Here is a 10,282-nt window from a genome sequence, read left to right as displayed (position 1 = left end):
TCATCACGACGGTCGTCACGGCCGGAGAAGGAACGCTCCGAGCGCTCCGAGCGCGGGGCGCGGGCCTCGACGGTGACCGGCTCGTCGGTGGTCCCGGCAACGGTCGCGGTCGCGGTCTCCTCGACGGTCGCGGTCGACGCCTCGGCGGCCTCGTCCGTCTCCTCGTCGTCCAGACCCAGCTCGGCACGCTCGGCCGCGGCGCGGGCGGCCAGACGGTCGGCCTCCTCGCGGAGGTTGGCGGCGTGGCGGGTGGCCCGCTCCAGCTCCTTGGTCAGCGCGACGACGTCACGCTCGGCCTGCGCGGCCTGGGTGGCCGCGGAGTCGGCCTGGACGCCGGTCAGCGAGCGGGCACCGGTGATGCGGACCAGGTCCGCGTCGAAGGAGCCGCCGACGATGTGGCGGGTGGCCTCGACACCGGCGTCCTCCAGCAGACGGAAGGTGCTGCGGCGCTGGTGCGGCAGGATCAGCGTGACGACCGTGCCGGAGCGGCCGGCCCGCGCGGTGCGGCCGGAGCGGTGCAGGTAGTCCTTGTGGTCACCGGCCGGGTCCACGTTCAGGACCAGGTCGATGCCGTCGACGTGGATGCCGCGGGCGGCGACGTCGGTGGCGACCAGGACGTTGACGTAACCGTCCTTGAAGTCGCCGAGGGTGCGGGTGCGCGCGCCCTGGGTCATGCCGCCGTGGAGGGCGTCGGCCTTCACACCGGCGTCGCGCAGCTGCTCGGCGACACGGTCGCAGCCCATCTGGGTGCGGACGAAGATGATCGTGCGGCCCTTGCGGGCGGCGATGGCGTTGGTGACCGGGGCCTTGTCCTTGGGCTTCACGACCAGGACGTGGTGGGTCATGGTGGTGACCGCACCGGCCGAGGGGTCGACCTCGTGGGTGACCGGGTTCACCAGGTAGCGCTTCACCAGGGTGTCGATCTCGTTCTCCAGCGTGGCGGAGAAGAGCATCCGCTGGCCGCCGGAGGGGACCTTGTCGAGGATCTCGGTGACCTCGGGCAGGAAGCCCATGTCGGCCATCTGGTCGGCCTCGTCCAGGACGACGATCTCGACCTCGTCCAGGGTGCAGGCACCGCGGTCGATCAGGTCGCGCAGACGGCCGGGGGTGGCGACGAGGATGTCGACGCCGCGCTCCAGCGCCCAGATCTGCTTCGGCATGGAGGTGCCGCCGCAGACGACCTTGAGGTTCAGGCCGAGCAGGGTGCCGTACGGCTCCAGCGCGTCGGAGACCTGCATGGCCAGCTCACGGGTGGGCACGAGGATCAGGCCGCGCGGGCGCTTGGGCCGGGTGCGGCCCTGCTCCAGGCGGGTCAGCAGCGGCAGGCCGAAGCTCAGCGTCTTGCCGGAGCCGGTGCGGCCGCGGCCGAGGACGTCCTTGCCGGCCAGCGCGTCCGGGATGGTGGCGGCCTGGATCGGGAACGGGGTGGTCACGCCGCGCTTGGCGAGGCCGCGGACGATCTCGTCCGGCAGGCCGAGGTCGCCGAAGGTGACCGTCTTCTCGGTCTCGACCTCGGCGGCCTGCTCGGTGGAGTCGGCGGCGGTGGTGGCGGCGTCGGCCTCGACCTCGGTGGCCTCGATCTCGACCAGGGCATCCTGGCCGTTTTCGGGCATGGCGAAGCGGGCGTCGTCAACGAGGGACATGAAAAACCTTCCGGATATCGGCACGCGCCTACACCCGCAGATTTCCCAAACCGCCTCTATGCGGTAAGCCACGGAGTACCGGAACGCGCCAGGTGCGCCTAGATCATGATGGCGCCGGGCAACTTGAACACAACGATCTACCAAGATAGCGCAGCGGTGCCCCCACCGCCAAACGGTGCGCCAAAGGCGCCACATTACCCCGCCGGGTCAGCCTGCGGAAGGGCTTACCGAGGGCAGGACCGGCGTCGGGCTCGGAGACCGCGGCGGGGTCGCCACCGGCGTGGGGCTCGGAGTGGGACGGTGGGTCGGTTCGGGACTGGGCTGGACGGGCGGCGTCGTCTGCGCGGCACTGGGCGTGGCTGACGGCGGCGTGACGCCGACCGGCACCGGCACGGCCACACTCGGCCCGGGACTGGGCCGCGCCGCGCTCTCCCCCGCACTCGGGCTCGCCGCGCCGTCGGGCCCCTCGCTCGGGTGATGGCGCACGGACGTGTGGTGGCCGCCCACCCCGTCCTGCGAGGTGTCGACGCCGCCGACCGTCGGCCCGCCGGCCCCGACCGGCGCCACCGCGGGCCCGACCTCCATACAGCCGGACAGCGTGCCCACCGCGCCGACCACGGCTCCTGTCACCAGCGCCCACGCCGCGACGCGGCGCACCCCCACTGTGACCTTGCCCATCGCGTCCGGCCCCGCTTCCTCGCCTGGCGTGCTGGATCCCGCCCCCTCACCCCTTCTCAACGCGGGCGCGGAACAAAGGACACGGGCGCGCGGCGCCGCTCACACCTCGGCGCGCCCGGGTCACCCGTACCCGAGCTCGTGCAGCCGCTCGTCCGGGATCCCGAAGTGGTGCCCGATCTCGTGCACGACGGTCACCGCGACCTCGCGCACCACCTCGGCCTCGGTCGCGCACATCCGCAGCGTCGGATTCCGGTAGACGGTGATCCGGTCCGGCAGCACCCCGGCGTACCACTCGCCCCGCTCCGTCAGCGGCGTTCCCTCGTAGAGCCCCAGCAGCTCGGGCCCGTCCGCCGACGGCTCGTCCTCGACGAAGATCACCACGTTGTCCATCAACCGGGTGAGCTCCACCGGAATCCCGTCCAACGCGTCCCCGACCAGCTCCTCGAACCGCTCCCGACCCATCTCCAGCACGCCGCGCCCCTGACCTCGTCGCCTGCCCAGGAAACCGATTTTGGCGATCGCGCTCCCATCCCATATGCTTCTGAACGTCCCCGACGGCCGCAAGGACGCCGGAAAGGTCCACCAGCCCTCATCGTCTAGTGGCCCAGGACGCCGCCCTTTCAAGGCGGTAGCACGGGTTCGAATCCCGTTGGGGGCACGTAGTATCGCAGTACAGCACGTCCTCGCACGAAGTCTGTGCGTCTGGCTCCGTGGAGCAGTTGGTTAGCTCGCCACCCTGTCAAGGTGGAGGTCGCGGGTTCAAGTCCCGTCGGAGTCGCTCAGGTATCCCCCGCAAGGGGGAAACCTGGCCAGGTAGCTCAGTTGGTACGAGCGTCCGCCTGAAAAGCGGAAGGTCGCCGGTTCGACCCCGGCCCTGGCCACTCGTTTGACCAGCGACAAGCCCCTAGCGGAGTAATCCGCCAGGGGCTTCTTCGTTTCCGGGTGCGGGTCACTTGTTGCAGTAGGCCCAGTAGTTGGCGATCCGCTCGGCGGAGTCCGCGGTGAGGTCAGGGTGGGCGGCGCGCAGGGCGGTGGCCACCCGATCGGCCCAGTCCCAGAGCTCGCCTCGGGTCTCGTCCACATCGAGGGCGAAGGCCTCGGCCTTCAGGGCGGCGACCTCCGCGGCCAGCCGGTCGGCCGCGGGGCCGAAGACGGCGGCGAAGAGGTCCGGGTCCGCGCCGGTCGCGGCGGGGATGCGGCGGAAGTACAGGGCGACCGCGCGGTTCAACTCGTCGGGCTCGGCGCTGTCCCGCGCCGCGGCGGCCACGGCGGCCAGCAGGCGGCGCATGCCCAGGCGGTGGAAGCCGGAGGAGACGACGAGCAGGCGGTAGGCGAGGCCGCCCGGGCCCGGGAAGGCGGCGTGGGTGGTGGCGCGCAAGCGGGTCCGGTTGCGGCCGGTCGGAGTGAGGGTGCAGGTCAGGGCGTAGGACGAGAAGCGGTGGCGGCCCGCGAGGACGAGCTCCCGGCAGGGGTTGGTGCTGAAGACGTGGAAGCCCGGCAGGGTGGATCCGATGTCGAGCGGGCGCGGGCCGGAGGCGACGGGGTCCTCGACGCCGACCAGGCGGGCGTAGCGGGCCGAGAGCGGGCGGGAGAAGGAGCGGTCCAGGACCGCGCAGAGGGCGCGCCAGACGGTGTCGGGGGCCGCGTCGATCTCGGCGTCACGCGCGTCGACGAACGGCGGCGGCCGGCTCTCGATGGGGTCAAGTTCCTGGGCGCCCTGTTCCATGACGTTCAGTCTGCCGTCGGCAGGTACCGCTCGGCGAGGGTCCGCGCGGTCTCGGCGAGACGGGCGCGGAGCGCGGGCGGGGAGAGGACCTCGACGTCCGCGCCGAGGCGGAGGAGTTCGTCGTGGGCGTGGTCGACGGACTCGATCGGGACGCCGGCCACCGTCCAGCCGTCCGGGGCGAGGGTGCCGGTGGCCGCGACCGCGGTGGCGAAGGCCGCGTCCGGGAGGGAGCGGAGGCGGGCGACACCGGCGGGGGTGAGGCGCAGGACCGCCTCGGCGGTGTGGCGGCGGGAGTCGAAGTCGGCGAGGTGGGCCTGCCAGTGCGCGGCGAGGTCGAACCCGGGCGGCCGGGTGAAGGTCTCCTCCAGCGGGTCGAGGGCCAGGATCTGATCGACGCGGTAGGTGCGGAGCGAGCCCTCGCAGGCGGCGACCAGGTACCAGCGACCCGCCTTGAGCACCAGGCCGTAGGGCTCCAGGCGCCGGTCGACCTCGGTCGGCGCCTTCCAACGCCGGTAGCGGACGGCGACGACGCGCCGCTCCCAGACGGCCGCGGCCACGGCCGACAGGTGCGAGGTCTCCTCGGCCGGGCCGCCGTACCAGCCGGGCGCGTCGAGCAGGAACCGCTCCTGGATCAGGTCCACGTGTTCGCGCAGCGCGTCCGGCAGGGCGGCGCGGAGCTTGAGCCGGGCCGCGGCGACGGCCGCGCCGAGGCCGAGCTCCGCGGCGGGGCCGGGCAGCGCGGCGAGGAACGCCGCCTGCGCCTCGTCGGCCGTCAGGCCGGTGAGGCGGGTGCGGTAACCGTCGATCAGCCGGTAGCCGCCCGCATGGCCGGGCTCAGCCACGATCGGGACGCCGGCCGCGCCGAGCGCCTCCACGTCGCGGTAGACGGTGCGCACCGAGACCTCCAGCTCCTCGGCGAGCTGGAGGGCCGTCATCCGCCCCCGGTTCTGCAGGAGCAGGAGCAGCGAGATCAGTCGGTCGGCGCGCATGCGGACAGCATCTCTCGGTCCACTGACACGAAGTGTCAGGGGCGGCTGTCCTGCTGGGCCTGAGCGCGGTCCCGGGCGCGGGCGCGCAGGCGGCGGAGGGCGCGGGCGGCCAGCGGCGGGGTGAGGTCGATGGCCAGCCGCCGGGCCCGGGCCTGGATGCGCCGCCGCGCGGCGCGCTCGGCCTGCTCGCGCGCCTCCTGCTCGGCCTGCTGCTGCTCGAACCAGCGCGAGCGGAGCTGCTCCTGGGGCAGCAGCGCGCTCGCCCACAGACGCGGGATCGGCTCGCCGTAGAGCACCTGCAGCTCGGGCAGGCGCGGACTGCGCTCGCGGCAGTGCTCGATCAGCGCCTGCCGGACGGGCTCCGGATCGCCCCACGTGGCGTAGAACTTCTGCGGCGTGAGCGCCACCGGCCGCAGACCCTGCGTCAGCACCGCCTCCCACGTCGCGGCGGCGACGCCCGGCGTGTGCTCGGAGCGGTAGTCGTCCATGACCAGGATGCCGTCCTCGCGCAACGCCTTGCGGGCGAAGGCCAGATCGGCGGCGACGTGCTGGTACAGGTGCGAGGCGTCGATGTGGATGAAGCGCTGGCTGTCCGGGGCGATCAGCTCGGTCTCGGCCAGCTCCTGGCTCGGGCCCTGGTGGATGCGTGGCAACGCGTCGTGGAAGGAGAGGTAGTTGGCCTCGAACGCGCGCCGGGTCAGCGTCTCCCGGTAGCTGTAGTCCATCTCCGCGGAGTTGGCGCTGTCCGGAGCCTCGGACTCGAAGAGGTCGCAGACCGTGAAGGTCTCGCCCTCCCGGAGGTGGCTGCCGAGCAGGATCGCGCTGCGCCCGAGGTAGACGCCGACCTCCAGGAGGTCGCCCTGGATCGCCCGTTCACGTTGGTACTCCAGCAGCCAGCAGAAGAAGCGGTGGTCTGTGGGAGGGAACCAGCCCGGGACGTCCTCGAGGGTGGCCGGGCGGGGCAGATCGGGGTCGGACTCCACCGCGAGAGCGGTGGGAGCGACGGACTCGGGGGCAGAGGCGGGGACGGCCATGGCGTGCTCCGGCGTGCGGGGACTGCGGACAGGCGGCTGCAAGCACCACCCTCCACCTGTTCAACGCCAGGATGCGGCACGCGTCACTCATCCGTTCGGTTGATCGGCTCCTCGGCGTGTTAACGGCGGCGGCCTTGTGCCGTGACCGGCCGTGGTCCGCGAAGCCCCCCGACTCCGCCCGACCACGGCCGGCCCGGCCGCTTCTCAGCCGGCGCTGCGGACCCGGCCCACGCGACCCCACCGCAGCGCCAACCGCCCGCACAGGGCGGCGATCGGCAGCTCCAGCAGCAGCGCCAGCACCCACGCCTGGACCAGTTCCGCGCCGTGCGAGGTGGTGACGTCGAAGGAGGCGTCCGTCAGCAGCAGCGCCGCCGTCACGGCCGCGGTGAGCGCACCGCGGGCGTCGCCGCGGCGCAGCAGCAGACCGGTGCTGATCAGGCCGGCCGCCTCCGCCACGTCCAGCCCGACCCACGGCCACTCCCCCTGCGCGGCCAGCAGGAACATCCACGGGATCAGCGCCAGCCCCATCCCGACCAGCGCGACCGGCAGCGTGAACCGCCGACCGCCGAGCAGCGACCGGACCGTGCGCGTCGGACGAGCCTGACGCGCCGGGTGGGTCGGACGGGTCCAGGCGCCGAGGCCGGTCCCGCTGTGCGTCGGTGCGAACGTGATCGCCATGGCTCCCCCTGAAAGACCTGCTCCGCGGTGCCCGACCCCTCTCGGGCACAGTGATCAGCCTTCCGGGAATCGCCGCGCGAATCGGTAGCTCCAGCAGCCGACTTGGGGGTGGTGCCAACTACACCCCGGGGCGGGAGACCCCTCCACCGCGGGCCGCGACCGGGGTCGGGGCGAGCGCCGCGCGCAGGGCCGGGGCGAGGGTCCGGCAGACCTCCGCCGAGGGCAGCGCGGCCGCCAGCGGCAGCGGGTTGAGGTAGCGGGTGAAGATCAGCCCGCCGATCAGGGTGACGGCGGCGAGGGCTCGCCGGGTCGCGTCGCGACCGCCGAGATATTCAGCAAGGCGGGTCAGCACCTCCCCTTCGAGGAACTCCCGGAAGGCCCGCATCACCTCCTCGTTCTCCAGGGCCAGCCGGTTGACCTCGGTGGCGTCCCACAGCTCGGTGACCAGCTGGAGCAGCCGGTCGGCGAGGCCGGCGCGGTCCCCGGCGAAGGCGCGGCCCAGATCCAGCGCGCGGGCGCACTGGATCTGCGTGACCTCGCCGAACAGGCCGCGCTTGGAGCCGAAGTGATAGCTGATCAAAGCTGAGTCGACCCCGGCCGCGGCGGCCACGGCGCGCACGGTCGTGGCCCGGTAGCCGTGTTCGAGGAAGAGCGGCTCGGCGGCGGCGACGATGCGCGCCCTGGTCTGCGGATGCCCGCGCGGGCGGCCACGTCTGCGGACAACCTCGGCTTTATTCATCACCGTTGAATATCCGCGCCCGCCGGTGCGACGGTCAAGGCACCTCGGCCGCTCGGCCAAGTCCCGTGCACCCCAAAGGAGTCACCATGCGTCTCGTCGTCCTCGGCGCCACCGGCCCGACCGGCCGGGTCCTGACCGACCAGGCCCTCGCGGCCGGCCACCAGGTCACCGCCGTCGCGCGCCGCGCGGACACGCTGCCCGCGCGCCCCGGCCTGACCACCGTCGCCGCCGACGCGACCCGCGAGGGCGCGCTCGACACCGCGCTGACGGGCGCGGACGCGGTGCTGTCGGCGCTCGGCGTCCGCCCGAGCCGCGCTCCGGTACGGCTCTACTCGACCGGGATCACCCAGGCGGTCGCCGCGATGGAGCGCCACGGCGTCAAGCGCCTGCTGGCGATCAGCTCCGCCGTGCTCGATCCCGCCTGGCGGCCGAGCGGCGAGTTCTTCTTCAACCACGTGCTGGACCCGCACGTGAACCGCCGCGTCGCGCGCACCGCGCACGAGGACATGCGCCGGATGGAGGCCGTGCTCGCCGACAGCGCGGTGGAGTGGACCGCGGTCCGCCCGTCCGGCCTCTTCGGGCACCCCGCCGTCACGGCCTACCGCACCGCGCCGCAGAGCGCCGACGGCCTCTACACCTCCCGCGCCGACCTCGCGGCGGCGATGCTGCGCGAGCTCGACGAGAACGCCTACCTCCGCACCGCGATGGGCGTGGCCACCGTCGACACCCGGCCGGGCTTCCTCAAGCTGCTGCGCGAGGAGGTGCTGCGCAAGCAGTGAGCCCGGCACGGGGCATGGGGCCTCGGTCCAGGCGGGCGCCTCGGCCCGGACCTGCGCCTCAGCCCAGGCGGGCGGAGAGCCAGAGCAGGGAGGAGGGCAGCATGGCGCGCCACACGTCGGTGGTGTGGCCGCCGTACTGGACCGTCAGCAGCTGGTTGGGGCCCGGCGTGTGCAGCACCGAGAGCAGCTTCTTGGCGGCCGGGATGGTGCCCGGGTCCTGGACGCTCCCCGCGAGCAGAAGCGCGATGTCCGGCTGGTGCTTCTCGCCGCGGAGCACCAGATACGGGTCGTTGATGTTCTTCAGCGCCGGGTTCCTGGCCACGATCGGCGCCTCGGGACCGTTGTAGCCGGAGAGGCTGACGGCCGCGTGGAAGACCTCCGGGTGGTGCACGGTCAGGTTGACGGCGCAGTAGGCGCCGGCCGAGTAGCCCATGATCGCCCAGTTGCGCGGGCCGCTCGCGGTACGGAAGTTGGCGGCGATCAGGCCCGGCACGTCCTGGTAGAGCCAGGTCGCGGTCTTCGCGCCGTTCGGCGGCGGGGTGTCGGCGCAGCCGGGGTCGACGCCGCCGGGGAGCACGTTGAGCTTGGCCGAGACCAGGATCATCGGCTTGACCTTGCCGGCGGCGATCAGCGGCTCGATCTGGTCCTGCACCTTCATCGACCCGAACCACGCCTGCGGCGTGCCGGGCGTCCCGGGCAGGAGCTCGACGACGGGGAAGTTCTTGTTCGCGTAGGCGGGGTCGTTGTACTGCGGGGGCAGCCAGACGTAGAGGCTGCCGACGATGCCGGACGCGGGCCCACGGGCGATGGTCGTCTGCACGCCCGGGAGATAGGTCTTGAACGAGAGCTTCTCGCTCGTGGCGCCACCGGCGGAGACGTTGGTGGCGCTGGTCGACTGGTTCTCGTTCCCGCCGAAGAGGTCCTGCCAACTGTCGTAGAAGGGGCCCATGGTGTTGTTCACGTAGACCAACACCACGATGACGGCCGCGATCTGGCTGAACACCGTCGCGCCTATCCGGCCCGCGTAGCGGACCGGCGTCGGCCCGGGTATGCGATTCCAGACGAAGGCCAGCAGGGCCATCGCCGCGATCATCACCACCACGGTGATGACGAAGAACGGCGTGCCGGTGAGGCTCATTGAATTCGGGTCCCTGCTCCGTGGCTTCGTGCGTGTACTCCGCGTGGCTTGCCGTGTCCACGCCCCGCGCAGCCTATCTGGGCAAACCCTGGGTGTTTCCTGCGCACTCGCAAACTCTTGTCGACTTCTTCACCACTCGAGCCCTTTTCAGGCCAGAACCTGATCACATCCGGCACTGGTGTGCCCGGAGGTAAGGGAGCGGATCGATCACCGCCCCGTAGTGGTTCTCGGTGCGGATCTCGAAGTGCAGGTGCGGGCCACGTGCGTTGCCCGACTCCCCCGACAGGCCGAGCCGGCTGCCCGCCGGCACGTGGTCGCCGGTGTGCACGTCCAGCCGGGACATGTGCGCGTAGAGCGCGTAGTGGTCGTCCGGCAGCCGCAGCACGATCCAGTTCCCGTACGCGCCGCCCCACCCCGCGACCTCGACGACGGCGTCGGCGATCGCCAGCAGCGGGGTGCCGGCGAAGACGGCGAAGTCCACACCCGTGTGGTAGCCGGCCGCGTACTCGGGGTCGGGCACGCCGAAGACCTGACTGATCGCCGCGCCGGGCGCCGGACTGAACCATCCCGCCTCCCCGCAGGGGCCCGGGTCCACGGGCGGGCTGGGTCTCGGCGGCGCGATGGCGGCGGCGGTCGCGTACCCGCCCTCCAGCGGCCACGAGGCCAGCCGCAGGCGTCCCCGTCCGACCGCGACCCCGCCGAGGCCCGCCCCCCGCACCGCGACGGCGTCCTGCGCGAGCCGCACCGGCTTCACCCCGGCCGGCGGCGTCGCCCCGGGCGCGAGCGCGGCGGGCAGCAGCGCCCCCACCCCGAGCCCGATCGCCGCGCCCCAACCACTCCAAGAGGCCCCCAGGGAACCCGCGAGTCGTGTCACGCCC

General features: G+C 72.9%; 11 protein-coding genes and 3 tRNA genes. 5 read left to right on the top strand and 9 right to left on the bottom strand.

Annotated elements, in window-relative coordinates; all coding sequences use genetic code 11:
• A partial coding sequence (locus tag DN069_RS25210) for a DEAD/DEAH box helicase (RefSeq protein ID WP_243639687.1) occupies window positions 1-1,643 on the bottom strand: 1,643 nt, incomplete at its 3' end.
• Between the two features lie 292 nt (window positions 1,644-1,935).
• Between DN069_RS25210 and DN069_RS40295 the strand changes: the two genes are divergently transcribed.
• The gene (locus DN069_RS40295; protein ID WP_165845631.1) at window positions 1,936-2,121 is read left to right on the top strand and encodes a hypothetical protein; all 186 of its coding nucleotides are present in this window, start codon (window positions 1,936-1,938) and stop codon (window positions 2,119-2,121) included.
• A gap of 320 nt (window positions 2,122-2,441) precedes the next feature.
• Here the strand turns inward: DN069_RS40295 and DN069_RS25200 are convergent, their stop codons facing one another.
• On the bottom strand, window positions 2,442-2,792 hold the full coding sequence (locus DN069_RS25200; RefSeq protein WP_111504550.1) for a metallopeptidase family protein: 351 nt from the start codon (window positions 2,790-2,792) through the stop codon (window positions 2,442-2,444).
• 114 nt (window positions 2,793-2,906) lie between these two features.
• Here DN069_RS25200 and DN069_RS25195 point away from each other — a divergent pair.
• The 3 genes from DN069_RS25195 (at window position 2,907) to DN069_RS25185 (ending at window position 3,202) form a co-directional block, all read left to right on the top strand.
• Window positions 2,907-2,979 (top strand) — tRNA-Glu (locus tag DN069_RS25195).
• Between the two features lie 46 nt (window positions 2,980-3,025).
• A tRNA-Asp gene (locus DN069_RS25190) sits at window positions 3,026-3,099 on the top strand.
• Window positions 3,100-3,128: 29 nt separating this feature from the next.
• Window positions 3,129-3,202: transfer RNA gene (locus tag DN069_RS25185), tRNA-Phe, on the top strand.
• Window positions 3,203-3,270: 68 nt separating this feature from the next.
• On the opposite strand, the gene DN069_RS42665 is transcribed toward DN069_RS25185, so the two are convergent.
• From DN069_RS42665 to DN069_RS25160, 5 genes are all read right to left on the bottom strand, one after another.
• Window positions 3,271-4,047 (bottom strand): hypothetical protein, encoded by a 777-nt coding sequence (locus DN069_RS42665; RefSeq protein WP_341538499.1) that lies wholly within the window; start codon window positions 4,045-4,047, stop codon window positions 3,271-3,273.
• Window positions 4,048-4,052: 5 nt separating this feature from the next.
• Window positions 4,053-5,036, bottom strand: a complete 984-nt coding sequence (locus tag DN069_RS25175) for a helix-turn-helix transcriptional regulator (protein WP_111504548.1) — start codon at window positions 5,034-5,036, stop codon at window positions 4,053-4,055.
• A 35-nt stretch (window positions 5,037-5,071) separates the two neighbouring features.
• Complete coding sequence (locus tag DN069_RS25170; RefSeq protein ID WP_111504546.1) at window positions 5,072-6,070, bottom strand: class I SAM-dependent methyltransferase; 999 nt, start codon at window positions 6,068-6,070, stop codon at window positions 5,072-5,074.
• A 204-nt stretch (window positions 6,071-6,274) separates the two neighbouring features.
• Window positions 6,275-6,748, bottom strand: coding sequence for a hypothetical protein (locus tag DN069_RS41835; protein WP_111504544.1), 474 nt, complete (start codon window positions 6,746-6,748; stop codon window positions 6,275-6,277).
• Between the two features lie 118 nt (window positions 6,749-6,866).
• Window positions 6,867-7,487 carry a TetR/AcrR family transcriptional regulator gene (locus DN069_RS25160; RefSeq protein WP_111504542.1) on the bottom strand — a complete coding sequence of 207 codons (621 nt, stop codon included), beginning with the start codon at window positions 7,485-7,487 and terminating at the stop codon, window positions 6,867-6,869.
• A gap of 86 nt (window positions 7,488-7,573) precedes the next feature.
• Here DN069_RS25160 and DN069_RS25155 point away from each other — a divergent pair, with 86 nt between their 5' ends.
• A complete protein-coding gene (locus DN069_RS25155) occupies window positions 7,574-8,266 on the top strand; it encodes an NAD(P)-dependent oxidoreductase (protein WP_111504540.1) in 693 nt (230 codons plus the stop codon).
• A gap of 58 nt (window positions 8,267-8,324) precedes the next feature.
• Here the strand turns inward: DN069_RS25155 and DN069_RS25150 are convergent, their stop codons facing one another.
• Together DN069_RS25150 and DN069_RS25145 are read right to left on the bottom strand one after the other, a co-directional pair.
• Window positions 8,325-9,404, bottom strand: a complete 1,080-nt coding sequence (locus DN069_RS25150; protein ID WP_111504538.1) for an alpha/beta hydrolase — start codon at window positions 9,402-9,404, stop codon at window positions 8,325-8,327.
• A gap of 163 nt (window positions 9,405-9,567) precedes the next feature.
• On the bottom strand, window positions 9,568-10,282 hold a 715-nt coding region (locus DN069_RS25145; protein ID WP_133260036.1), incomplete at its 5' end, for a M23 family metallopeptidase.

This window comes from Streptacidiphilus pinicola (assembly GCF_003258295.1).
GTDB lineage: Bacteria > Actinomycetota > Actinomycetes > Streptomycetales > Streptomycetaceae > Streptacidiphilus > Streptacidiphilus pinicola.
This window is presented reverse-complemented; position numbering and strand designations above follow the sequence as displayed.

What these genes read in the sequence shown, in the direction of transcription:
- DN069_RS25170 (WP_111504546.1), bottom strand. Translation starts at nt 6,070, where the DNA reads ATGGCCGTCCCCGCCTCTGCCCCCGAGTCCGTCGCTCCCACCGCTCTC.
- DN069_RS25160 (WP_111504542.1), bottom strand. Translation starts at nt 7,487, where the DNA reads ATGAATAAAGCCGAGGTTGTCCGCAGACGTGGCCGCCCGCGCGGGCAT.
- DN069_RS42665 (WP_341538499.1), bottom strand. Translation starts at nt 4,047, where the DNA reads ATGGAACAGGGCGCCCAGGAACTTGACCCCATCGAGAGCCGGCCGCCG.
- DN069_RS25175 (WP_111504548.1), bottom strand. Translation starts at nt 5,036, where the DNA reads ATGCGCGCCGACCGACTGATCTCGCTGCTCCTGCTCCTGCAGAACCGG.
- DN069_RS25155 (WP_111504540.1), top strand. Translation starts at nt 7,574, where the DNA reads ATGCGTCTCGTCGTCCTCGGCGCCACCGGCCCGACCGGCCGGGTCCTG.
- DN069_RS25150 (WP_111504538.1), bottom strand. Translation starts at nt 9,404, where the DNA reads ATGAGCCTCACCGGCACGCCGTTCTTCGTCATCACCGTGGTGGTGATG.
- DN069_RS41835 (WP_111504544.1), bottom strand. Translation starts at nt 6,748, where the DNA reads ATGGCGATCACGTTCGCACCGACGCACAGCGGGACCGGCCTCGGCGCC.